General features: G+C 58.8%; 23 protein-coding genes and 1 tRNA gene. 15 read left to right on the top strand and 9 right to left on the bottom strand.

Annotated features, from left to right (window positions below):
• Window positions 1-4 precede the first annotated feature (4 nt).
• Both mlaD and AGA_RS03295 read right to left on the bottom strand, forming a co-directional pair.
• Window positions 5-541: an outer membrane lipid asymmetry maintenance protein MlaD gene (mlaD, locus tag AGA_RS03300; RefSeq protein ID WP_059023012.1), complete on the bottom strand. Its 537-nt coding sequence runs from the start codon at window positions 539-541 to the stop codon at window positions 5-7.
• Window positions 542-597: 56 nt separating this feature from the next.
• Window positions 598-978 (bottom strand): NADH:ubiquinone oxidoreductase subunit NDUFA12, encoded by a 381-nt coding sequence (locus tag AGA_RS03295; RefSeq protein WP_059023011.1) that lies wholly within the window; start codon window positions 976-978, stop codon window positions 598-600.
• Window positions 979-1,164: 186 nt separating this feature from the next.
• Between AGA_RS03295 and AGA_RS03290 the strand changes: the two genes are divergently transcribed.
• From AGA_RS03290 to AGA_RS03265, 6 genes are all read left to right on the top strand, one after another.
• On the top strand, window positions 1,165-2,703 hold the full coding sequence (locus AGA_RS03290; RefSeq protein ID WP_059023010.1) for a TSCPD domain-containing protein: 1,539 nt from the start codon (window positions 1,165-1,167) through the stop codon (window positions 2,701-2,703).
• 43 nt (window positions 2,704-2,746) lie between these two features.
• On the top strand, window positions 2,747-3,208 hold the full coding sequence (locus AGA_RS03285; protein ID WP_059023009.1) for a RidA family protein: 462 nt from the start codon (window positions 2,747-2,749) through the stop codon (window positions 3,206-3,208).
• A gap of 17 nt (window positions 3,209-3,225) precedes the next feature.
• Window positions 3,226-4,386 (top strand): GNAT family N-acetyltransferase, encoded by a 1,161-nt coding sequence (locus AGA_RS03280; RefSeq protein ID WP_059023008.1) that lies wholly within the window; start codon window positions 3,226-3,228, stop codon window positions 4,384-4,386.
• Between the two features lie 192 nt (window positions 4,387-4,578).
• Entirely contained in the window at window positions 4,579-5,487 is a 909-nt protein-coding gene (locus tag AGA_RS03275; RefSeq protein WP_059024618.1) for a bifunctional methylenetetrahydrofolate dehydrogenase/methenyltetrahydrofolate cyclohydrolase, read from the top strand.
• Window positions 5,484-6,233: a methylenetetrahydrofolate reductase gene (locus AGA_RS03270; RefSeq protein WP_059023007.1), complete on the top strand. Its 750-nt coding sequence runs from the start codon at window positions 5,484-5,486 to the stop codon at window positions 6,231-6,233. The genes AGA_RS03275 and AGA_RS03270 overlap by 4 nt, the downstream gene beginning before the upstream one ends.
• A gap of 74 nt (window positions 6,234-6,307) precedes the next feature.
• Window positions 6,308-8,452: a hypothetical protein gene (locus AGA_RS03265; protein WP_059023006.1), complete on the top strand. Its 2,145-nt coding sequence runs from the start codon at window positions 6,308-6,310 to the stop codon at window positions 8,450-8,452.
• A gap of 46 nt (window positions 8,453-8,498) precedes the next feature.
• Here AGA_RS03265 and AGA_RS03260 read toward each other — a convergent pair whose 3' ends face one another.
• Together AGA_RS03260 and AGA_RS03255 are read right to left on the bottom strand one after the other, a co-directional pair.
• The gene (locus AGA_RS03260; protein WP_059023005.1) at window positions 8,499-8,987 is read right to left on the bottom strand and encodes a kinase inhibitor; all 489 of its coding nucleotides are present in this window, start codon (window positions 8,985-8,987) and stop codon (window positions 8,499-8,501) included.
• 15 nt (window positions 8,988-9,002) lie between these two features.
• On the bottom strand, window positions 9,003-9,215 hold the full coding sequence (locus tag AGA_RS03255; RefSeq protein WP_059023004.1) for a hypothetical protein: 213 nt from the start codon (window positions 9,213-9,215) through the stop codon (window positions 9,003-9,005).
• A 165-nt stretch (window positions 9,216-9,380) separates the two neighbouring features.
• Between AGA_RS03255 and queA the strand changes: the two genes are divergently transcribed.
• The 4 genes from queA to AGA_RS03235 are packed head-to-tail and all read left to right on the top strand — an operon-like array spanning window position 9,381 to window position 13,023.
• Window positions 9,381-10,442, top strand: coding sequence for a tRNA preQ1(34) S-adenosylmethionine ribosyltransferase-isomerase QueA (queA, locus tag AGA_RS03250; protein ID WP_059023003.1), 1,062 nt, complete (start codon window positions 9,381-9,383; stop codon window positions 10,440-10,442).
• A gap of 36 nt (window positions 10,443-10,478) precedes the next feature.
• Window positions 10,479-11,639 (top strand): tRNA guanosine(34) transglycosylase Tgt, encoded by a 1,161-nt coding sequence (gene tgt, locus AGA_RS03245; RefSeq protein ID WP_059023002.1) that lies wholly within the window; start codon window positions 10,479-10,481, stop codon window positions 11,637-11,639.
• A gap of 35 nt (window positions 11,640-11,674) precedes the next feature.
• On the top strand, window positions 11,675-12,778 hold the full coding sequence (gene queG / locus AGA_RS03240; RefSeq protein WP_059023001.1) for a tRNA epoxyqueuosine(34) reductase QueG: 1,104 nt from the start codon (window positions 11,675-11,677) through the stop codon (window positions 12,776-12,778).
• Entirely contained in the window at window positions 12,775-13,023 is a 249-nt protein-coding gene (locus AGA_RS03235; RefSeq protein ID WP_059023000.1) for a ribbon-helix-helix domain-containing protein, read from the top strand. Before queG ends, AGA_RS03235 begins: the two co-directional genes overlap by 4 nt.
• Window positions 13,024-13,057: 34 nt before the next feature.
• On the opposite strand, the gene AGA_RS03230 is transcribed toward AGA_RS03235, so the two are convergent.
• Window positions 13,058-13,930: a PhzF family phenazine biosynthesis protein gene (locus AGA_RS03230; RefSeq protein ID WP_059022999.1), complete on the bottom strand. Its 873-nt coding sequence runs from the start codon at window positions 13,928-13,930 to the stop codon at window positions 13,058-13,060.
• A 54-nt stretch (window positions 13,931-13,984) separates the two neighbouring features.
• Entirely contained in the window at window positions 13,985-14,914 is a 930-nt protein-coding gene (locus tag AGA_RS03225; protein WP_231945985.1) for a ketopantoate reductase family protein, read from the bottom strand.
• Between the two features lie 104 nt (window positions 14,915-15,018).
• Here AGA_RS03225 and AGA_RS03220 point away from each other — a divergent pair, with 104 nt between their 5' ends.
• The 3 genes from AGA_RS03220 to AGA_RS03210 all read left to right on the top strand — a co-directional run bounded on the left by AGA_RS03220 (window position 15,019) and on the right by AGA_RS03210 (window position 17,585).
• Complete coding sequence (locus tag AGA_RS03220; protein ID WP_059024616.1) at window positions 15,019-15,846, top strand: TerB family tellurite resistance protein; 828 nt, start codon at window positions 15,019-15,021, stop codon at window positions 15,844-15,846.
• A 241-nt stretch (window positions 15,847-16,087) separates the two neighbouring features.
• A complete protein-coding gene (locus AGA_RS03215) occupies window positions 16,088-16,936 on the top strand; it encodes an MlaA family lipoprotein (RefSeq protein ID WP_083503528.1) in 849 nt (282 codons plus the stop codon).
• Between the two features lie 25 nt (window positions 16,937-16,961).
• The gene (locus AGA_RS03210; RefSeq protein ID WP_059022998.1) at window positions 16,962-17,585 is read left to right on the top strand and encodes an MlaC/ttg2D family ABC transporter substrate-binding protein; all 624 of its coding nucleotides are present in this window, start codon (window positions 16,962-16,964) and stop codon (window positions 17,583-17,585) included.
• Between the two features lie 56 nt (window positions 17,586-17,641).
• Here AGA_RS03210 and AGA_RS03205 read toward each other — a convergent pair whose 3' ends face one another.
• From AGA_RS03205 to AGA_RS03195, 3 genes are all read right to left on the bottom strand, one after another.
• Window positions 17,642-18,139: a GNAT family N-acetyltransferase gene (locus AGA_RS03205; RefSeq protein WP_059022997.1), complete on the bottom strand. Its 498-nt coding sequence runs from the start codon at window positions 18,137-18,139 to the stop codon at window positions 17,642-17,644.
• A 58-nt stretch (window positions 18,140-18,197) separates the two neighbouring features.
• Window positions 18,198-19,877, bottom strand: coding sequence for an energy-dependent translational throttle protein EttA (gene ettA / locus AGA_RS03200; protein ID WP_059022996.1), 1,680 nt, complete (start codon window positions 19,875-19,877; stop codon window positions 18,198-18,200).
• A 75-nt stretch (window positions 19,878-19,952) separates the two neighbouring features.
• Window positions 19,953-20,026 (bottom strand) — tRNA-Ile (locus AGA_RS03195).
• Between the two features lie 158 nt (window positions 20,027-20,184).
• Between AGA_RS03195 and ppa the strand changes: the two genes are divergently transcribed.
• Together ppa and AGA_RS03185 are read left to right on the top strand one after the other, a co-directional pair.
• On the top strand, window positions 20,185-20,712 hold the full coding sequence (gene ppa, locus AGA_RS03190; RefSeq protein WP_059022995.1) for an inorganic diphosphatase: 528 nt from the start codon (window positions 20,185-20,187) through the stop codon (window positions 20,710-20,712).
• A gap of 175 nt (window positions 20,713-20,887) precedes the next feature.
• Window positions 20,888-21,697 (top strand): DODA-type extradiol aromatic ring-opening family dioxygenase, encoded by an 810-nt coding sequence (locus tag AGA_RS03185; RefSeq protein WP_059022994.1) that lies wholly within the window; start codon window positions 20,888-20,890, stop codon window positions 21,695-21,697.
• Window positions 21,698-21,820: the final 123 nt, after the last annotated feature.

Below are 21,820 nucleotides of genomic sequence, written 5' to 3'. Positions count from 1 at the left end.
TGTTTCAGGGCAGATTTGCACTGCCTCCTCCATTGGAGGGGCCTGCTGCATCCTTGTTGGCCCGCGTTAACGTATCGGTCACGGAAAAAATGAATTTGCTCAAAAGCTGTTCCAGACTGATCGACCCTTGCGTCTGGCTGATGCTACCGCCAGCGGGCAGGGTCTTGTCATCCCCTCCGGGGGAAAGGGCAATATACTTGCCGCCAAGCAGACTATCGCTGGTAATGATGGCTGCCGTGTCCGCCGAGAGATGAATATCGGGCCGTACGGTAAAGACCACATGCGCCCGGAACGTCTGCGGATTTACACTTTCGCTCTGCACGGTGCCGATGGTGACCCCGGCCAACCGCACATCCGAACCCACATCCAGCCCGTCGATATGAGAGAAGTCAGCACTCAGCGGGTAACCAACCGTATCGCTCTTGCGCCCTTCGCCCACTACTGCTGCGACCAGCATACCCGCCAGAGCAACCAGCACGGCTGTGCCAGTCAGCAGCTCCGCCAGACTACGCCGTGATTTTTCCGCCATTGCCGATGCCATGAACTACGTACACTCCCTGATGCGAGAAACCACTCTAACAGGGAATGTGTCGCAAATCACGCCTCAGCCGTTCCCTCCGGTGTCCATGCCTCATAATCCCCGGTTGCGGGCGGGTGCTGGCCCGCTGCGTACAGGCTGCCCGGTGGGTGATAAGCCTGTGCTGTTCCGGTCATGTTAGGCTGGTGGGGCAGTTGCCACGGCTTGCGCTCCTGCTCGGCAATGGGCGCATCCAGCGTGTGGTGCAACCACCCCCACCATTCTGGCGGCACGGCGGAGGCGTCCTCCCCTTTCAGGTAGATCACCCAGCGTTCGGGGCGCTCCACGCCACCACCCTTGCGGGCCGGGCCGGTTGATTCATAATAACAGCGGCCATCGGCATCCTTGCCAACCAGCCGACCCTTCCGGCGCGTATGCAGCCATGTTCCGAAATTTGCCATGACGGGAATGATAGGACTCCGCGCCCCTTACGGTCCATGTTTTATCGCAAACCGGTCGATCAACCGCGCGCGAGCGGGTGAGAGCAAAAGTTATCCCCCATATCCTCATTTTGCAGGGTGATAACGGGCGCCCGAAGCTGTTTTGTCGGGTTACGCAGCCTGTGCGCCCGGCAGTAACATGCAGGCATGACAACAGCCAGACGCCATTGGAACGGTGTGCTGATGAGCACACTGGAGGCCGCAGCAGACCCGGACGCACCCCTTCGCTCCGTTACGCTGCCCGCAGAGTGGGATGTGGACGCCGCTTCCGCACTTGCCCAACTTGTGCCGGGTGACGGCCCGATCGACCTGCCTGCACTTGCATCGCAGTGGATCAGCGCCCTTGCGCCGGACGAGGCATCCGCCCGCTCTCTGGTCTGGCTGCTGCTGACACGGCAGGCCGCTCCAGTGGAGGCCGTGTGGCATTGCTCGTTCGACCGCCCGGCAGGCTTTGTGGTCAATCTGGCTGCTTTTGTCTCCCCCGGGGAAGGGTTTGCAGCCCGCACCTTTGTGGCTGCCCTTAAACTGATCTGCTCGGTTCTGCGCCATACGGCCCTAAACAAGGCGGACCAGCGGAATGGGGACCTGCTACTGCCCGACCTGTTTGTGCCCGCCGCCTCCGCCGGAACAGATGCGCCCCCCATGCAGACCGCCACGGCAGGGGATATCCTGCTGACCAATCTGGATGCCTGTCTGGCTGGAGTCGGTCTGGATTATGATAGTGAGGATGGCCGGGCCGCCGCCTGCGCCATTACCGCGCTGGCAACACTAACCGCCCATGCCGGACGGGGTCCGGAGTCTCTCCCCCTGCCGCCGGTCCGTACCGTGCTGCCCGGTCTGGGAGAAACCCTGCGTGCGGTCTGGAACGAAGCAGCGGTGGAAACCGACACGCCTCTAGCCCCGATTGAAACCGGTTTTTCCTCCCCCAACCCCATCGACGGGCTGCTTGGGGTAGAAGCGTGCGGTCTGGCCCCTGTTTTTTCCATGCTCCGACCCGATGGGCGGCTGGCCAGCAGCACCCAGCAACGGCTGGATGTACGGGGATTTACGGTAGAAACTGCTCTGGCCGCAGCCCTTGCGGGCGAGACGGTTCTGCCCCAGCCCGGCCCCAAGGCGCATCTGGCCATGTATCGCGCATTGACCGGCTTTGCAGACCGTATGCCCGCCCGGCCAGAAACACTCCCCACCCCCGTGCGCCTCAAACTGGAACGCGGTATGCGGCGGATTCTGCCCGCACGGCATGGCGGCTTTACGCAAAAAACCACCATTGGCGGGCACCGCCTGTTCATGCGCACCGGGGAATATGAGGATGGCACACTAGGCGAACTCTCCCTTACCCCCACGCGGGAAAGCAATATGGTGCGCGGGCTGATGGAAAGCTTTGGCGACGCCGTCAGCATTGGCCTGCAATACGGCGCTCCGCTGGAAGCCTATGTGGAAAACTTTGCCTATTCCTGCTTTGGGCCAGCTGGCACCGTGGAGGGCGACCCGGTTGCCTCCTATGCCACTTCCATGCTGGACTACGTGTTCAGGGCACTGTCCGACACCTATCTGGACAGGCGTCTGCCCGACGGCCCCCATCAGGACAGCACGTCCGAGCCGGACCCGCTGCTCCCGCTGGATCTGCCCGAAGGGGATGACACGCAGCCCACCCGCCCACGGCGCAACCTGCGTCTGGTCTGCTAATCTGCTAGGCTACGGTTTTTACTAAGGAACGGAACAAAACGCGATGAGCACTCCCCAATCCCGTCTGGCCGAACTGGGTATTGAACTGCCCACACCGGCGGCTCCCGTTGCCAACTATGTTGCCTGTGTTCAGACAGGTTCGCTGCTTGTCGTTTCTGGCCAGTTGCCCCTGCACAACGGCAAGCTGTTTGCCACCGGCAAGCTGGGCGACGCCGTAAGCGTGGAAACAGCCGTTGAAGCCGCGCGTTACAGCATGATCAACGTTATTGCGCAGGTTAAAGCGGCGGTGGGCGATCTCTCCCGCGTCAAACGTGTTGTGCGTCTGGGCGGCTTTATTGCCTGCACCCCCGACTTTACAGCCCACGCCTCCGTCATGAACGGTGCATCCGATCTGGCCGTTGCCGTGTTTGGTGATGCAGGCCGCCATGCCCGCTCGACCGTTGGCGTGCCCTCCTTGCCGCTGGATGCTCCGGTGGAAGTGGAAGGTCTGTTCGAGATCGCCTGACCAACCGGAATATACCTATGGCTGACTGGTCTGTTGCCCTGCATAACAGCATTCATGACATTCCCGCACAGGAGTGGATGCAATGTGCCGGGCAGGACAACCCCTTTGTCAGCCATGCTTTTTTAAGCGCACTGGAAGACAGCGGCTCCGTCCGACGTGAGACGGGGTGGATACCAAGGCATCTTAGCCTGCACGCCCCGGATGGTCGGCTGGCCGCTGTATGCCCCGCGTACCTTAAAGGCCACTCGTGGGGCGAATACGTTTTTGATCAGGGCTGGGCCCGCGCGTTTGAAGCCGCTGGTGGCCATTATTACCCCAAACTTCAAATTGCTGTTCCCTTTACACCAGCCCCCGGCCCCAGACTGCTGACACACCCCGACGCACCACCTGAGACCACGGCCGTTATGGCGGACGCTCTGCGGCAGATCTGCGCGGATACTGGTGTATCCTCTGCACATGTGACCTTCTGCACAGAGGCGGAAAGTTCACTTCTGGCGCAGCATGGATGGCTCCCCCGCCTTGGTCTGCAATACCACTGGCACAACAGGGGTTATGGGTCGTTTGACGACTTTCTGGCCACCCTTTCCGCCCGCAAACGCAAAAGCATCAAGCGCGAACGGCGAGACGCCAACAGTGCGGGCCTCACATTTGATGTCCTGCAAGGAGCCAGTATAACCCCGGCGAACTGGCAGGCATTTTACCAGTTTTACCAGAACACCATCGACCGCAAATGGGGCAATGCCTACCTAACGCCCGACTTCTTCCCGCTTATGGCCCAACGTCTGGGGGAACGTGTTGTGCTTATGCTGGCACGGAATGGAACAACCCCGGTCGCCGCCGCACTGAACCTGATGGGAACAGATACGCTGTATGGCCGCAACTGGGGCTGCGAGGGCAACTGGCCATTCCTGCATTTTGAACTCTGCTATTACCGCGCCATAGATTTTGCCATTGCCCATGGCCTGCAACGGGTGGAAGCTGGCGCGCAGGGTGAGCACAAAATCCAGCGTGGTTACCAGCCTACCCTCACCCATTCCGCCCATTGGTTACAAAGCCCGGGACTGTACAATGCGGTGGACCGTTTTTTGCAGGCCGAGCGACCAGCCATACTGGCCGAAGCCGAGCACCTGAACACTCTGACACCCTACCGGCAGGACAACAGCGCTCAGGCTCCATAGTCCTTCAGGCACCACAGGTGCCTGCCTCCATACTGCGGGCACGCGGCAGAAACATTGTCGTCACGCGTTTTTTTGCGTATGCCCGCCTGATCTTTTCCCACCCGTTTACGCGACCGGACCGGCACAGAACTGATGAGCACATCCTTCGTATAACTTCGTATAATGTATGCTATACGAAGTTATTACGAACTGATGAGCACATCCTCCTCCCTCCCCCCCGAACATCAGGCTTCCCTGATTGATGGCAAGGCTTTTGCCGCCACTGTGCGCCAGCAGATCCGCGAGGATGTTCTGGCCCTCCACGAACAGCACGGCGTGACTCCGGGGCTGGCTGTTATTCTGGTCGGCAATGACCCGGCCAGCGAGGTGTATGTCAAAAATAAAGCCATTCAGACCCACCATGCGGGTATGCGCTCCTTCATGCACATGCTGCCCGAAACCACGTCCGAAACCGAACTGCTGACCCTGATAGAGCGGCTGAACACGGACCCGGAAATTCATGGTATTCTGGTGCAGCTTCCCCTTCCCAAAGGGCTGGACGCCCGCCGCATTACCAACGCCATTCTGCCAGAAAAAGATGTGGACGGCCTTGGGGAAGTGAATGCGGGCCGTCTGGCGGTCAACCTGCCCGGTATTGTGCCTTGCACCCCACTCGGCTGCCTTATGCTGCTACGCGACCAGTTGGGCGATATGACCGGCCTCCATGCCGTGGTCATTGGTGCGTCCAACCTTGTGGGCAAACCCATGGCCCTGCTGCTACTGGGCGAAGGCTGCACAGTAACCGTTGCCCACATCCACACGCGGGACACAGCCGCCGTTGCGCGCGAGGCCGATATTCTGGTGGTGGCGACCGGCTGCCGGGAACTGGTAAAGGGCGACTGGATCAAGCCCGGTGCTACAGTTATTGACGTTGGGATTACCCGCACCCAGACTGAAAGCGGCAAAACCCGCCTTGTTGGTGATGTGGCGTTTGATGAAGCCGTAAAGGTAGCCGGACGCATTACCCCCGTGCCCGGTGGCGTTGGCCCCATGACCATTGCCTGCCTGCTTAAAAACACACTGACGGCGGCACAGATGCAGATTGAGGGAAAAACCGAATGAGCCTGAACCGCCTATGCGTTGAACTGATCCCCCGCTCTGCCGAATCTTTGGCGGAGGATGTGGAAACGGTCAAAACCGTTTTTCCCGTAGCGGATACGCTCAACGTGCCTGACCTCATGCGCTTCCCCCTCCGCAGTTGGGAAGCCGCAGCACAACTACACCCGACCTTCCCCCGCGTGATCCCCCATATCCGCGCAATAGACATTGCCCCCCATGCCCCCTTGCCAGGGGCGGAGCAGCCGGGGCTGGAAGAAATTCTGGTCGTACATGGGGACCCGCCTGCCGACCTGTCCATGCGTACATACCCCAACAGCACGGAAAGCATTATCCGTCGTTACCGCAAGGAAGCGCCGCATCTGCGGGTCTATGCCGCATTCGACCCCTACCGGCGTGCGCCATGGAAAGAGCTGGAGGACATAGCACGGAAAAAAGAAGCCGGAGCCAGCGGTTTTTTCACCCAGCCGGTTTTTGACTACAAGCTATTTGATCTGTGCCGTGAATGGCTACAGGGCGAGGATGTGTTCTGGGGGCTATCCCCCGTTATTGGTCCGCGTTCCCGCTCCTATTGGGAGACCACAAACCATATTGTGTTCCCCAAGGATTTTTCCACAACACTTGAATCCAACATCGCTTTTGCCCAGACTGTCCTGCGTGAACTGAATCAGGACAAGGGGAGCGCATACCTCATGCCTGTACGCGTCAAGCTTGAGCATTATCTCCCTGCCCTGCTTGAAGCAGTATCCTGAACAGGTCCCCCGGTAAAACAGCTCTATTTCAGAGGTATTTTACCGGGTTTACCACTTTGATATGACCGGGGTGCATGGTGTTTCATCTTCTCTCATTTCATGGTGCGCTGGTCGGTTTTACCGGGCGACACCTGCACCCCCTCAGCCCCGCTGCGGGCACAACCCGCACCACCACACCTGTTGTGCTGGACACGCAACATAACGCAATCACCCCCGGTGGTGCCTTTGTGCGCGCACAACCCATAAGCACGGTGACAAACCGCCCGTTGGTCGCGCTCCGGGCGGGCAATGCTTACCTTTCCAGCCGCAGCCCCACCCAGTTTGATGCCGTTCCCCTCTGTGCGTCATGGGAGCATTTTCTGCTTGTCTCACCAGAGCGAACAGACCTGCTGCGCACGCTGCTCCGTGGCATATGGCATGAGGGCCGCACCTTTGTCGGCCAGCCAACCTGCTTTGGCCATAACCTGCAACTGGGGCCGCATACATGGCCCATAGAGCAATTGCAGGCCGAATTCCGTGCCGACACGCTGACCCTATGGACCGATGCCGCCCCCCAAAAGGTCACCCTGACGGCCTGCCCCTCCCGCGCGCTTGATGAGCTGCTGGACAACATAACCGAATTACTGGAGGTCGGGGCCTTCCGCCGTGCGCTCAGCCCTTGGGTGAGTGTGGAAGACGTGCGCGAGCAGGTTCTCAGGCTCAGCATCACACCCTCCGCCATAGCGCCCTGCATCACTCTGGCCCAGATATGCTGCCTGTTTGGGCAAGGCGAACTGGGCAACCAGTTTGTAACCTATGCCCAGTCTTTTGCCCCAATGGCAGACCTGCTGTGGCTACAGGCACTTATAGCCCTGCGTATGCATGACCACGCACACGCGGCTGACCTACTGGCCAGCGCCTTGCAGGAACGCTACCCAAAGCAGGACTTTACCGCCACGCTCCCCACACTTCTGACCCGCCTGAGGCAGGGAGAAGACGCGCTGCTGCTTGTGCCTGACATGCTGTATGACTACGACCTGCCAACCTTTGACGAGCGGTTCGACACACTTCTTGTACCCATGCGACTATCTTCCAAAAACAGCATGGATATCCGTCAGGTTTACGCAACACTCTTCCAGAACGCATACCAGAGGATGGATACCACCAAAGATCTGCGACTGCTGGAAAGTGAGGCCCGGCTGAATGGCCTGAGCTGGTGGACAGAAACCGCCATGGGGCACACAAGCTGGCTGGCTGGCCTTCGGGCTGAGGCAGACACGCACTATGCCATTGCCCGCCGTCTGGCCCTACAGGAAGGGGCCGTACCTTTACCCGAGAATATGGGTATTTTCTCGTGGCTGGGAGCGCAGGAATGCAGCCAGCTGGCCAGCCGCGCCGTACCCGACCGCACAGGCGTGTCACGCTGGGTGTGGCAATTCAGCCCGGCGGACACTCCGCCTGCATTGTGTTTGGTTTTTGCGTGCGATAGTACGCACTTCCATCTCCTGCCGGGACTTATCCTCTCCCTGCTCCATGCTTACCGGGAAGACCGTTCCGCCGGACCTGTGCAGCTTTGCATTGGTGTGGCCAACCCCAATACGGAACAACTGGCCTTTTTACGCACGGTGGCCGAATGGCTGGAACACTACGCCACAAGCCTGCGCCTGAGCTTTGGCCACGGCACCACCGCGTTGCAGGACGCAGCGCTGGAACCGGCGTTGCGTTACCTCATCCTGCCAGACGTTGTGGCCCAATTCCGTTGCCCGGTCATGACGGGGGACTGTGCTGGGTATTTTCCGACCAACACAGCTACGTTGCTCCGTACGCTCAAAAACACGGCCACCTACGGGTTTGACCTCCCACTGTTCAACCATGAGGGCCAGCAGACAAGTGGCACCCCGTGGGACATTGGCACGGACATGGCGTATTTTGGCGAGCCAGATCGCCTGCCCGCCATTGCTGCTTTTATGAGCGATTATCTGAACACGGTTTATACGCCGCAAAGTGCGGTCCATACCGCAATGGACCGCTGTGCGCTGGCGCAGATGCTACGGCACTTCATTCTGCCCCGATGGAGTGCGCTTTCCATCCGCTTTCTAAACGAGGGACCAGCCGTTCTGGTCATGCCTGCAAAAACTGTGACGTCTGCGGCCGCCCCCATATCACAGGCAGATGTGCTGCATGATCTGGCAGTCCATACACCACGCAGGGTTCCAAAACCCAGCCAGCCCAAAACCTGAACGGCCAGCCCGTTACAAGCTGGTCGTTCAGGCGCGGGATGAGGGTTTAACGGCTCCCGTAAAGAGCCGTCAGGCTGGCTGATCCCAATTGATGATGGTGCGCCATAAACCCGACCAGAGCCGGGCTGGCATCTGGCGTAACATCCAGCGTGGGCACATCCAGCGCATAAACCGTAAAGACATAACGGTGCACCCGCCCCGCTGGTGGCGCAGCGCCCCCATAACCGGGCTCGCCAAAGTCGGTCCTGACCTGCATAGCCCCTTCCGGCAGACCTGCCTTGCCTGAACCAGCCCCTTCCGGCAGGGACGTTGTGGTGGCGGGTATATTAACCACAACCCAGTGCCACCAGCCGGAACCTGTTGGGGCATCGGGGTCATAAACCGTGACCACAAAGCTTTTGGTCCCCTGTGGGGCACCATGCCATTGCAGTGCGGGAGAAAGATTCTGCCCGTTTTGGCCCATGCCATTATAGACCTGAGCCTGTGGCAGCACATCCCCATTGGCAAAGGCCGGACTTGTCAGAACAAACGCCATAACAGGTACTCCCCGTTACCAGTTCTTGCTGATCAGCCAGAACTCTTCGGATGTCAGGGTAACACGCTCACCGGATTCGGCTGCGGCCGTAGCCAGCGCTTCAATCCGCTCGATCATGATCACCTTTCTCACGTGGGTTTCAGATGTTTCTGCACTGGTTTTAAGCACACCAAGCGAAACACCAGCAGCTTTGGCTACACGGGCCGCATCAAGCAAAGCATAGGACATGCTGGGACGTCTCCTTACATAAACTGTGTGCCAGACGAGGACTGTTCTGGCTTCTTCAGGGCGAATCTGGCCCTGCGCGGTCATCTGTGCAAGCCCTATGGGGTGGAGGCTGCCCTCCCTTTCCCTCTGGCATTACGCCATCCTATTGCGTAAACCCGGCACACCATGAGCAACCGCACCGAAGATTTTGACTTCCACCTCCCCGAGGCCCTGATTGCGCAGGAGCCCGCCCGCCCGCGTGAATCTGCCCGTCTGCTGGACGCAACAACACCCGGCACGCTGGTAGACCGCCATGTGTGTGACCTGCCACACCTGCTGCGCAAGGGGGACCTGCTGGTCGCCAACAACACGGCCGTTATTCGCGCACAACTCCATGCCCTGCGGGGGGAAGCCAGAATTGGCATTACCTTGGACCAGATCCGGCCTGATGGCACATGGCATGTGCTGGTCCGCAACGCCCGCCGCCTGAAGGTGGGAGACACGCTCACCTTCCCCAACTCGGTGGAGACGGCGCAGGTTGTTACGCTCGAACCCGGCGGTGGTGCCTGCTTACGCTTTTCCTGCGAGGGAGATGCGTTTGATGCGTTTTTGCAGGCAGCCGGTGCGCTGGCTCTCCCCCCGTATATTCATCGACCTCATGGACCAACGGCGCAGGACAGCAAGGACTACGCCACGATTTTTGAACGCTACAAAGGCGCTGTAGCAGCCCCCACCGCCGGGTTGCACTTTACGCCCGAACTGCTGGCGGCAGTGGATGCAACAGGAGCCGAGCGGTGTACGCTTACACTGCACGTGGGGGCTGGTACCTTCCTACCCGTCAGAGCGGACGACATTACCCAGCACCACATGCATTCAGAACACGGGGTCATCACACCGCAAACAGCCGAGCGCATTAACGCCACACGGGCTGCGGGGGGGCGTATTATTGCTATTGGCACCACCACCCTGCGCCTTTTGGAGAGTGCGGCCGACGAGCACGGCATTGTGCACCCGTTTGAGGGCGAGACTGCCATTTTCATCCGTCCCGGCTACCGCTTCCGGGCTGTGGATGTGCTGATGACCAACTTCCACCTGCCACGCTCAACCCTGTTCATGCTGGTGTGCGCTTTTGCCGGGCAGGAACAAGCCAAAGCGGCTTATGCCCATGCCTTAAAGACCGGCTACCGCTTTTATTCCTACGGCGATGCCTGCCTGCTGCGCTGCGCAAACAGCATCCATGCCCACTAACCCTCCCCTGCAAGACCACCCCACAAGGACCACCCGATGAGTCGTTTCCACTGGACCTGTGAAAGCACGGATGGCGCTGCCCGCGCAGGTATGCTGCACACAGCCCACGGCCCCGTGGCCACGCCCACCTTTATGCCGGTAGGCACCGTTGGCACGGTCAAAGCCATGACCATGGACGCCGTGCGTTCCACCGGTGCGGGCATTGTGCTGGGCAACACCTACCACCTTATGCTCCGCCCCGGTGCTGCACGGGTACGGGCACTGGGGGGCCTGCACCGCTTTATGGACTGGTCCGGCCCGATCCTGACCGATTCGGGGGGCTTTCAGGTCATGTCGCTCGGGGCGCTGCGGCGGCTGGACCAGGACGGTGTGACCTTCCGCTCGCATATTGATGGCTCCGAACACCGGCTGACACCGGAGAGTTCCACCGGCATCCAGCATGATCTGGATGCCACCATCACCATGTGTTTTGACGAATGCCCCGCCCTGCCAGCCCCACCCGAGGCCATTGCAGCGTCCATGCGCCTGTCCATGCGCTGGGCAGCCCGCTCGCGCGAGGCTTATGTGCAGCGCACGGGCTATGGCCAGTTTGGCATTGTGCAGGGTGGCACGGAAACCGACCTGCGCACCGAGAGCGTAAAAGCCCTGACCGATATAGGGTTTGAAGGCTACGCCATTGGTGGCCTTGCCGTGGGCGAGGGGCAGGAGCTCATGTTTGCAACGCTGGATACCACAACCCCGATCATGCCGGCTGATAAGCCGCGCTACCTTATGGGTGTTGGCACCCCCGATGATCTGCTGGGCAGTGTGCAACGTGGTGTGGACATGTTTGACTGCGTCATGCCCACCCGTGCAGGCCGCACCGCACGCGCCTATACCGAGCGGGGCACACTCAACCTGCGCAATGCCCGCCACGCTACGGATGCACGCCCCATTTCCCCCCACTGTGACTGTCTGGCCTGCTCGCGCCATAGCCGCGCCTATCTGCACCACCTGTTCCGCGCGAACGAAATTTTAGGCCCCATGCTGCTGACGTGGCATAATATTGCCTACTACCAGCGCCTCATGCGCCAGATCCGTCAGGCCATCATGGACAAAAATCTGGACGCAACCGCCGCCACCATGCGGGCCGAATGGGCCGCACAGGACTGGACAGAGGATGAGATGCCACAACCGCTCATTCCCCCCATACCGTAGCACCCGTTCAGACAACCCGGGTAACTGACCTGACCATGACAAAGGCCAAACCTCCGCCACCGCAGCCAGCGGCACACCCGGCCAGCCGCCTTGCCGAACGCATTCGCAACAAGGCGCTGGAACTGGGGTTTGACGCCATTGGCTTTTGCCCTGCCGCACTGGGGCCGGAGGTACGTGAGCGTTTGCAGGATTTTCTGGCAAACGGATATCATGGAGAAATGGGCTGGCTGGCCGAACGCACGGACCAGCGTAGCCAGCCGACCGCCTTATGGCCGCAGGCACGCACGGTTATTGCTCTTGGCACATCCTACGCCCCATCCAACAATGCGCTGGCAACCCTGCAACAGCCAGACCGTGGCAATATCTCTGTCTATGCCCGCCACAGGGATTATCATGATGTTATTAAGGGGATGCTCAAGCATCTGGCGCAATTTGTGGTGCGGGAAGGCAAACAGGCAGCACCCTTCGGCCCGGACGTTAAAGTCTTTGTAGATACAGCCCCCGTGGCTGAAAAACCTCTGGCGGCACAGGCCGGACTAGGCTGGCAGGGCAAACATACCAACCTTGTCTCCCGCCAGCATGGTAGCTGGCTCTTTTTGGGAGAGATCTACACAACGCTTGACCTCCCCACCTCCCCGCCCTCCGGCGGAGGATGTGGCAGTTGCAGCCGTTGCCTGACCGCCTGCCCCACGCAGGCTTTTCCCACACCGTACCAGATGGATGCACGGCGCTGCATTTCCTACCTGACCATTGAACACGCAGGCCCCATTCCACCAGACCTGCGCCCCATGATGGGCACCCATATTTACGGATGTGATGACTGTCTGGCCGTCTGCCCGTGGAACAGGTTTGCCAAAGCGGCGCACCTTATGAAACTCCAGCCCAGACAAGATTTGATAGCCCCGGAACTGGCGACACTCAGCCAACTGGATGATGCGGCATTCAGGACCCTGTTTTCGGGCTCTCCTGTCAAACGGATTGGCCGCAACCGCTTTATCCGCAATGTGCTGATTGCTATTGGCAATTCGGGCAGGCCATCCCTGCTTCCCCATGCCCACACCCTGTGCATGGACCCCGACCCGGTTGTAAGAGATGCTGCATTCTGGGCCGTGGCATCCCTTGAAAGACGCATGACATGAGCAGACATTTGCGCAAACGCAGCCTGATTCTGGCCGGGCACGACACAAGCGTGGCGCTGGAACCCACCTTCTGGGCCGTATTGGAACGCATGATCGCCAACCAGAATGTCACGCTGGTACAACTGGTGACACAGGTTGATGCCACCCGCGCGCCAGACCAATCCCTTGCTTCGGCCCTACGGGTCCATGCCGTGGAATGGCTGCAACAGCGCGCGGATGCTCCGACCTTTAAAAACCCTTCCTAATCCGCGCTTTTTAGAAAAGAATGGTCCTGCACGGCTAACCAGCCAGACGGCCTTCCACGGTGGTCACACACTGGCCACCCACGTCCACCGCACCATCCACGCCAACACACACAGAAACACGACCATTCCGGCCTACGCAGCCCCCCTGCGTAGCCAGATAGTGCGCCTGCCCCGGCGGCAGAAGCCCCTGCACGTGGCGGAACACGGCAACGCTGCCATTGCCACTGCCACATACGGGGTCCTCATTCACACCTTGGGAGGCAGCAAAGGACCGCACTTCTATATCCGCGTCATCATGACCATGCGTGGCAAAAACGCTTATCCCTGTAGCGCCAAGCCGATGTTCAAACACCTGCGAACGCCCAAAGTCCGGCCTAAGCGCCAAAAGCTGCTCCACACTCTTCAACCGGGCCACAACCCAGACCGGGCCAACATCCACCATCATTGGGCGGGCCGTGCGGTCCACGGGCGCACCCAGAATAGCCTCCAGATCCTCTATATCTGCTTCATCCAGCTCCGCGTGCCGGGCTGGTGGTAATGTAAAGGACAGGCTCCGGTCCTTACCGCTCCCACTGACATTCAACGTGACAAGGCCAACCCCGCATTCCTGCACCAGTTGCCCCTGCCGTGGCGTGGCGCGGCCAGCCTCCAATGCGGCATGGGCGCTCCCCAGTGTGGGATGGCCAGCAAACGGCAGTTCGTTCCGAGGGGTAAAAATACGCAGTTGGTAATCTGCCTCCGCATTCTGCGCAGGCAGCAGAAAGGTCGTTTCCGACAGGTTCGTCCAACGGGCGATGGCCTGCATGGTTTGTGTGTCCAACCCCTGTGCATCCAGCACTACGGCCACCGGATTGCCCGCAAACGGCATTTTCGTAAAAACATCCACGACTTTGTATGTACGTTGCATGAGATTCCTCGCCTGAAAACAGTGTGACCGAATGTTCTGCTGGTGGGGTACTGCTTATGAGGTCTGCATAGGTTTTATGGCGGATAGCAGACCAAGAACAAAGCGATTAAGAGGCACACCCAGACCATGCCGGTCTGCCGCCCTGACAAGCGCGCCAGTTATGGCGTCATACTCCAGTGGACGCCCTGCCAGCCGGTCCTGCAACATGGATGTTGTGCTGTCCGGCGGTATGGTCTGGAACCACGCTATGGTCTCCTCCACATTCTGCGCCGTAAGGGATGCCCCCTCCGCCTGCCCAACCTGCACCACTTCAGTCATAATCTGGCGCGCGTTTGCAATCATCTCCGGCTCACGCATGACGCCCGTGTGCCGTCCGCTCAAAGCGGTCAGAGGATTGGCGGCACTATTGGCCAGAAGTTTGGTCCAGACCACGGTCGTCATATCTGCCGCCGTGGTCACACGCATACCCCCCTGTTGCATGGCCATAACCACATCCTGCACACCCGCCCCTTGAGGCAGACACACATCAACCGCACCGATTCGACGTAAAACAGTCCAACCCGGCGCCAACCGCTCGGCATTAAAATACACAACCGTCGGCAACCCCACCGCCATAGGCGCATGAAGAGCAAGGCGCTCACGCTGTTCAAGACCATTTTGCGCAACCAGCACACGTACGTCAGGGCGGTTCACGGCATGCAGCCAGTGCGCCACATCCGCTGTCTGATGCGCCTTGACCGCCAGAACCACCACTGTGCAGGCACCCAGTTCCTCAGGGGTACGGGCATGGCGAACCGGATAGGTGGCAGTCTGACGACCTTCGCTCAAACAGAGCCGGTCAAAGGGAGTGCGGGCGCCGCAAACAGTGACTCCCCACCCCGCATGGGCAAGGGTTGCAACCAGCGCAAGCCCGACTGCCCCTGCCCCAATCAGAGCGACAGTTGGCTGGCCAGTGGCCGGAAGTAAGGGGGTATCTGTCATCATCCCTGTCTTTTAACGCCAAACGCGCCACAGGCACATTGCTGCCCATCTTTGGAGGTAACCCTGTGCAGACTAGGGTTACACACCAGAACATGGTAAAAGGGGACATGGCTATTTGGGGCAAAATATTTGGTGGCGTAACCGGCTTTGCCGTTGGTGGGCCAATTGGTGCGGCTTTGGGCACAGCCCTGGGCCATGCGGCGGACAATGGCACCTTGCTGCAACCACCCGCCGTAGGCTGGAGCGACCGGTGGGCCGCCCGTGCCCGCCCGGACCCCAATGGCGCGGCCGCTTTTGTAGCCGCCAAACTGGCCGCCACGTTGGGCAAAAAAGAACAGCTCTACGGCCTGACATGCGTTATTCTGGCCGCCAAGCTGGCCAAGTGCGATGCCCCGGTCAACCGGCGGGAGATCAACGCCTTTAAAGCGCGGTTCCGTGTTCCTGACGAGAACATGCGCGACATTGGCCGCCTGTTTGACATGGCCCGCCAGAGAACGGACGATTACGAGGCCTTCGCGCGTGAGTTGGGGCAGGCCTACGCCAAAGACAAACCTCCGCTCGAAGACCTGATGGGAATCCTGTTTGCCATCGCCCGCGCCGATCTGGCCGCCGACGAACCCCTTGCTCCGGAGGAACTCCGGTTTCTCAAACGTGTGCATCATCTTTTCGGGCTGGGCCGTGGCGCGTGGGAACGGGCGGAACAGGGCCGAGCACGGGCTGCCATGGGCGAGGAAGATGCCTACGCCATTATGGGTGTCAGTTCCTCCCTCTCCAACGAGGAACTTCGGGCGCACTGGAAAAAGCTCGTCAGGCAATACCACCCGGACATTATGGCCGCCCGCAACGCCAGCCCCGAAGAGGTGCAGGTCGCCTCTGTCCGTATCTCCAGAATCAACGCGGCGTGGGACATCATCAAACGCGAACGGGGGCTGTAACGCTGGATTCCCACACGGCATCACATCCCCAGCATCATGTGCGACTTTCAGGCAACAGCGGTTGCAAAAATCCGCACTCCCCGGCAGAAAGGGTAAGATGCAAAGGGCTATTTTTGTCCCCTGCCCTCTACGCAGAGAAGCCCTGCCATTGCACCCTGCGTTTCTCATGGTAGAGAAGGCAGCAATAACAGGTCTGCCGAGCAGGCCATGCGGACGTCACAAGGCAAAGGTAAAGGTGGCAATGATTTCAGGACGGAACGGCTCACGGCTCCGCCCTCGCGCTCAGGATCAGCATGATCAGACGCGGGAAGGTTCCTCGGTACATCGCCGTTTCCGTCTGGGAACACTTTGCCTTGGTCTGGTGCTGGTCGGCACGACCGGGTGCAGTGCCATTAAAGCCCCCGTGCCCAAAGACCCTGACGCCCTTGCCGAATACAAGGCCGCCAACGACCCGTATGAACCGTTGAACCGCAAAATGTTCAACCTGACCATGAAGTTCGACACATGGGCTCTGCGGCCGGTTGCCAAGGCTTACGTATGGGCCGTGCCACGCCCGGTGCGGAATTCGCTGGGCAACATGATTACGACTATGAACGAACCTTCGGTCTTCTTTAACGATGTGGGGGCAGGCAAACCCCGCCGTGCAGGGGACTCGTTCGTACGCTGGTGCATCAACATGACCGTGGGTATTGGCGGGTTGATTGATGTGGCCAAAATGGCCGGCTTCCCGCATCATGATAACGATGCGGGCCTGACCATGGCCAACTGGGGTATTTCCTCTGGTCCGTACCTGTTCCTGCCAATGGGTCCGTCCTCCTTCCGTGATGGCATTGGCTACGGGATTGATCAGGGTCTCTCCCCGTGGGATTATGTTCCCCGTGGGTATGGGCTGGTCAGCTTTAACTGGGCCTATAACATGATGGGCGTTGTTCATGGCCGCTCTGAGCATCTGGAAGATCTGGATGCCTTGCAGCGTGATGCTCTGGACCCCTACGCCACCATCCGCAGCGCATACCAGCAACAGCGCAAGGCGCAGGCCGAAGCCATTAAAAATGATCGGCGCGCCACTGTGCCAGACTGGTATCAATAACTAACAACAAGAAGGTAGCGCAGACATGAAACTTCTTTCTGGTCGTCGTATTGTTCTCGCCACTCTGGCCCTAACATGCGCCAGCGGACTGTTTGCCCTGCCTGCCCGCGCAGCGGATAACGCCAAGCAGTTTATTCAGAGCTTTGGCACCCAGCTTGTCGCCATCGTCAACAGCCCTATTCCGCTCCCCGAAAAGAAGACCAAGGTGCTCCCTCTGGTTCAGAAAAACGTGGATATTGATGGAATTGGCCGTTACTGCCTTGGCCGTTACTGGAAAATTGCCACACCGGACCAGAAGCAGCGTTATCTGGGCCTCTTCCATCAGGTTCTGGTTAACGCCATTACCGATAAGCTTGGCGAATACCGTGGCGTCAGCTTTACAATTGGTGATGTCAGTAAATCCGGTAGTGATGACGCCGTAAACGCCACCCTTATGCGCCCGCAGCAGCCCCCTGCCGCCATGCAGTGGATTGTCAGCTATGAAAGTGGTGAACCAAAGGTTGTGGACGTTATTGGTGAAGGTGCGAGCCTGCGTCTGACCCAGCGGAATGACTACTCCTCCTTCATTGCCCGTAATGGCGGCAATGTGGATACGCTGCTCTCCGCCCTGCAAAAGCAGCTGGACCGCCACGCTCAGCCCGGCAACTGAATCGGAAAACGGTTTTTAACAGACCATAAAAAAGGCACCCATCTGGGTGCCTTTTTTTATGGTCGCCTGCTTTCGTACACGACCATGGTCTGCCCATTTCTAACAAATGTCTCGCAGACATGCATACCAATACCCCCCAGAATAGTACGGGAAGCCACATTGCTTTCGGCGGCAACAGCAATAACCCTATGCAGCCCAGCATCATGCGCAAAGTTAAGGGCGGCATTAGCAGCCTCACGCGCAATACCACGGCCCCTTGCACTGGCGAACAGGGCAAACCGTAGCCCAAACCCGCGCCCATCTGGCCGGTCATGAATGCCGGTCATCCCGACAAACTGTCCATTTTCATGAATGGTAAAAATACCAACGCGATGACAGGCCCAAAAAGCAATGTCATCCGCCATCTCGCGCTCGGCCTGCTGGCGGGTACACACGCCGCCCAGCATCTGGCCAAAAGCACCGCCATCGGCCTTTAGGCGCACCATATCTTCCATATCCCGCCATGTAACGGGTTTAAGAAGCAGGCGAGGCGTTCTGACCGAGCGTAAATCCACTGGTCAGAACCCGGAACAGAGGAAGGCTCCATAATGGAGCCCCCAGACCCGCACCCTTTTAACGGGCAATCGGTTTGTAATGAATACGTCCCGGTTCCGTGGCATCCGGCCCAAGGCGACGGCGCTTGTCTTCTTCATATGCCTGGAAGTTACCTTCAAACCATTCAACGTGGGAATCACCCTCGAATGCAAGGATATGCGTCGCCAGACGGTCAAGGAACCAGCGGTCATGGGAAATAACCACAGCACACCCGGCAAACTCAGCCAGTGCGTCTTCCAGTGCACGCAGCGTATCCACGTCCAGATCGTTGGTCGGTTCATCGAGCAGGATCACGTTGCTTTCCTGCCGCAGCATTTTGGCCAGATGAACGCGGTTACGTTCCCCCCCAGAGAGCACACCAACTTTTTTCTGCTGGTCTGAGCCTTTGAAGTTAAAAGCCCCGACATAGGCGCGGGAAGGAACAGCCCGCTTACCCAGATAGATCACATCCGTACCGCCGGAAATTTCTTCCCAGACCGTTTTGTCGGGGGACAGGTCATCTCGCGACTGGTCAACATAACCAAGCTTGACCGTCTCCCCGATTTTCAGCTCACCTGCATCCGGCTTGTCCTGCCCAATAATCATTTTGAACAGGGTGGACTTACCGGCACCATTCGGCCCGATAACCCCAACAATACCCCCCGGCGGCAGCTTGAAGCTCAGGTTGTCAATCAGCAGGCGGTCACCAAACCCTTTGGACAGGTTATCGGCTTCAATAACCGTACCACCCAGACGCGGGCCGGGCGGGATAACAATATCGGCCACGCCACCCACTTTTTCCGCACTGGCGGCAAGCATTTCCTCATATTTAGCAATACGGGCCTTGCTCTTGCTCTGACGGGCCTTGGGGCTGGCGTTAATCCACTCCTGCTCGGCGGCAAGGGCACGCTGGCGCGCACTTTCTTCCTTTTCTTCCTGCGACAGGCGCTTACGCTTCTGTTCCAGCCAAGAGGAATAGTTGCCTTCAAACGGAATGCCGCGACCACGCTCGATTTCAAGAATCCAGTTTGTCACGTTATCAAGGAAGTAACGGTCATGGGTAATGACCATAACCGTGCCATCGTAGTCGCGCAGGGTCTTTTCCAGCCACGCCACGCTTTCAGCATCCAGATGGTTGGTGGGTTCGTCCAGCAGCAGCAGGTCTGGTTTTTCCAGCAGCAGGCGGCACAGAGCCACGCGGCGGCACTCACCACCGGACAGTTTTTCAACAGAGCTATCCGCAGGCGGGCAGCGCAGGGCATCCAGCGCGATTTCCAGCTTACGGTCCAGCTCCCAGCCGTCGCCCGCATCAATCTTTTCCTGCAATTCGGCCTGTTCAGCCAGCAGGGCGTTCATTTCGTCGTCTTCCATGGGCTCGGCAAAACGGGCGGAAATTTCGTTAAAACGATCCACCGCTTTTTTCAGGTCGCCAAAACCCAGAGCAACGTTTTCACCCACAGTCAGCTTGGGGTCCAGCTGAGGTTCCTGTTCCAGATAACCAACACGTACGCCTTCGGCCGCCCAGGCCTCACCGCCGTATTCTTTATCAATCCCGGCCATAATCTTAAGCAGGGTGGACTTACCAGCGCCGTTAACACCCAGAATACCAATTTTGGCACCCGGCATGAAGGACAGGGTGATACCTTTGAACACCTCACGCCCACCGGGATAGGACTTGGTCAGATCCTTCATCACATAGACGTATTGATAGGATGCCATGATGATGAACTCCCGTATGCGGAATAAACTGAAAAAATATAGGTGCCACAGGCAGCGCTGCTGGCTGGAACAGCCTGCGCCCGGCAGGACTTGAACCCGCAACCAAGCCGTTATGAGCGGCCCGCTCTAACCAATTGAGCTACGGGCGCGCAGGCGAGTATCTGATTACGCAACCAGAGCCATTTGGCAAGGGTCTAGCGCAGGAAAATCCATATATCACCCGTTTATACTCCGGCTCTTGGCAAGCCGCGGGCGGACGGATAGGGTCTGCATCCATTCCCTTTATTTATCGGTTGGAGCAGTGTTCATGGACGTTTCCAAACTTTCTCCCGGCAAGGATGTGCCGTTCGACATCAATGTCGTGATTGAAATCCCGCAGGGTTCCTCTGTCAAATACGAAATCGACAAGGAAAGTGGCGCCCTGTTTGTTGACCGTTTTCTGTTCACGCCCATGGCTTACCCAACAGCTTATGGCTTTATTCCCAACACACTGGCAGCCGATGGCGACCCGACGGATGCCCTGGTTCTAACCCCAGCCAACGTTGTGCCGGGCAGCGTCATCCGGGCCCGTCCCATTGGCGTGCTGAAGATGGAAGACGAATCTGGGCAGGACGAAAAGATCATCTGCGTCCCGCACGACAAGGTGCACCCTGAGTTCTCCAAGGTCGAAACCACCGATGACCTGCCGGAAATTACGGTCAAGGCCATTGAACACTTCTTCACCCGCTACAAGGACCTTGAAAAAGGCAAGTGGGTCAAAGTGACTGGCTGGGGCACGAAGGAAGAAGCAGGCTCCTTCATCGTCAAGGCTCTGGAAGCCGCCAAAGCCAAATAAGGCGCTTTATCTGGCAGGCATACAGGCCCCACAGCCCCAATGTCTGCCAGACTTCATATGCCGGATCACACTACGCGTGTGAGATAAAGTTCATATATCCCCAATTATCAACCAGCCGGTTTTCCGCCATGCTGGGAACGACACCACAGCCTTTTTCTGTTCCAAGGTGACGTTCATGCCCCACCCCTCCCCCAAAAAGCAGCCATCCCTGTTTATTCCGCATGGAGGCGGTCCGTGCTTTTTTATGGACTGGCCACAGACATGGGACCACATGGCCGCTTTTTTACGTGGGCTGGCAGGGTCACTCCCGCAAAAACCGGATGCCATTGTCGTCGTCTCCGGCCATTGGGAGGAACAGGGCGTAACAGTGACCTCCAGCCTGCACCCCAACCTGATATACGACTATTACGGCTTTCCACCCCACACCTATGCTCTGCAATACCCCGCTCCGGGCAACCCGGCGCTAGCACAGCGTGTACGCATGTTGCTTGAGGATGCTGGCATTGCCAGCGCCGAAAACGCACAACGCGGGTTTGACCACGGGGTGTTCATTCCTTTTATGCTGGCCTTTCCCCAAGCTGACATTCCCATTGTGGAACTGTCCTTGCAGGCCGATCTGGACCCGGCCGCCCATTTGGCTATTGGCGCAGCCCTTGCCCCTTTGCGCGCAAATAATGTGCTGATTGTGGGCACGGGTTTGAGCTACCATAACCTGAGCCACTTCATGAACGGCTCCCCCCTGACCGACCAGCCAGCAAAAGAGTTTGACGCATGGTTGACCCGTACTGTTTGCGCTCCACCGCCTGAACGGACTCTGGGGCTGGTCCAGTGGGCACAGGCTCCGGGAGCGCGCGTGTGCCACCCACGGGCGGAACACCTGCTCCCCCTTATGGTTGCCGCAGGCGCTGCAGGGCAGGACCATGGGCAACAGATTTATAGTGACACGGTTCTGGGCAAGGCCCTCTCAGGCTACCGCTTTGGATAGCACGGCCAGCAGGCACACATTTTGGCGCTTAAACCCAACAGAACATTGGAAAAAATTCGGTTCTTTGCATTTTTTTCTGAAATGCCTGTTGCCAAAGAAAAAACATCGTTATAAAGCCCCACA

The organism is Acetobacter ghanensis (genome assembly GCF_001499675.1).
GTDB classification, from domain to species: Bacteria; Pseudomonadota; Alphaproteobacteria; order Acetobacterales; family Acetobacteraceae; genus Acetobacter; species Acetobacter ghanensis.
The sequence above is the reverse complement of the archived record's forward strand: the minus strand, read 5'-3'. Positions and strand labels throughout refer to the sequence as shown.

What these genes read in the sequence shown, in the direction of transcription:
- mlaD (WP_059023012.1), bottom strand. Translation starts at nt 541, where the DNA reads ATGGCATCGGCAATGGCGGAAAAATCACGGCGTAGTCTGGCGGAGCTG.
- AGA_RS03295 (WP_059023011.1), bottom strand. Translation starts at nt 978, where the DNA reads ATGGCAAATTTCGGAACATGGCTGCATACGCGCCGGAAGGGTCGGCTG.
- AGA_RS03290 (WP_059023010.1), top strand. Translation starts at nt 1,165, where the DNA reads ATGACAACAGCCAGACGCCATTGGAACGGTGTGCTGATGAGCACACTG.
- AGA_RS03285 (WP_059023009.1), top strand. Translation starts at nt 2,747, where the DNA reads ATGAGCACTCCCCAATCCCGTCTGGCCGAACTGGGTATTGAACTGCCC.
- AGA_RS03280 (WP_059023008.1), top strand. Translation starts at nt 3,226, where the DNA reads ATGGCTGACTGGTCTGTTGCCCTGCATAACAGCATTCATGACATTCCC.
- AGA_RS03275 (WP_059024618.1), top strand. Translation starts at nt 4,579, where the DNA reads ATGAGCACATCCTCCTCCCTCCCCCCCGAACATCAGGCTTCCCTGATT.
- AGA_RS03270 (WP_059023007.1), top strand. Translation starts at nt 5,484, where the DNA reads ATGAGCCTGAACCGCCTATGCGTTGAACTGATCCCCCGCTCTGCCGAA.
- AGA_RS03265 (WP_059023006.1), top strand. Translation starts at nt 6,308, where the DNA reads ATGGTGTTTCATCTTCTCTCATTTCATGGTGCGCTGGTCGGTTTTACC.
- AGA_RS03260 (WP_059023005.1), bottom strand. Translation starts at nt 8,987, where the DNA reads ATGGCGTTTGTTCTGACAAGTCCGGCCTTTGCCAATGGGGATGTGCTG.
- AGA_RS03255 (WP_059023004.1), bottom strand. Translation starts at nt 9,215, where the DNA reads ATGTCCTATGCTTTGCTTGATGCGGCCCGTGTAGCCAAAGCTGCTGGT.
- queA (WP_059023003.1), top strand. Translation starts at nt 9,381, where the DNA reads ATGAGCAACCGCACCGAAGATTTTGACTTCCACCTCCCCGAGGCCCTG.
- tgt (WP_059023002.1), top strand. Translation starts at nt 10,479, where the DNA reads ATGAGTCGTTTCCACTGGACCTGTGAAAGCACGGATGGCGCTGCCCGC.
- queG (WP_059023001.1), top strand. Translation starts at nt 11,675, where the DNA reads ATGACAAAGGCCAAACCTCCGCCACCGCAGCCAGCGGCACACCCGGCC.
- AGA_RS03235 (WP_059023000.1), top strand. Translation starts at nt 12,775, where the DNA reads ATGAGCAGACATTTGCGCAAACGCAGCCTGATTCTGGCCGGGCACGAC.
- AGA_RS03230 (WP_059022999.1), bottom strand. Translation starts at nt 13,930, where the DNA reads ATGCAACGTACATACAAAGTCGTGGATGTTTTTACGAAAATGCCGTTT.
- AGA_RS03225 (WP_231945985.1), bottom strand. Translation starts at nt 14,914, where the DNA reads ATGATGACAGATACCCCCTTACTTCCGGCCACTGGCCAGCCAACTGTC.
- AGA_RS03220 (WP_059024616.1), top strand. Translation starts at nt 15,019, where the DNA reads ATGGCTATTTGGGGCAAAATATTTGGTGGCGTAACCGGCTTTGCCGTT.
- AGA_RS03215 (WP_083503528.1), top strand. Translation starts at nt 16,088, where the DNA reads ATGATTTCAGGACGGAACGGCTCACGGCTCCGCCCTCGCGCTCAGGAT.
- AGA_RS03210 (WP_059022998.1), top strand. Translation starts at nt 16,962, where the DNA reads ATGAAACTTCTTTCTGGTCGTCGTATTGTTCTCGCCACTCTGGCCCTA.
- ettA (WP_059022996.1), bottom strand. Translation starts at nt 19,877, where the DNA reads ATGGCATCCTATCAATACGTCTATGTGATGAAGGATCTGACCAAGTCC.
- ppa (WP_059022995.1), top strand. Translation starts at nt 20,185, where the DNA reads ATGGACGTTTCCAAACTTTCTCCCGGCAAGGATGTGCCGTTCGACATC.
- AGA_RS03185 (WP_059022994.1), top strand. Translation starts at nt 20,888, where the DNA reads ATGCCCCACCCCTCCCCCAAAAAGCAGCCATCCCTGTTTATTCCGCAT.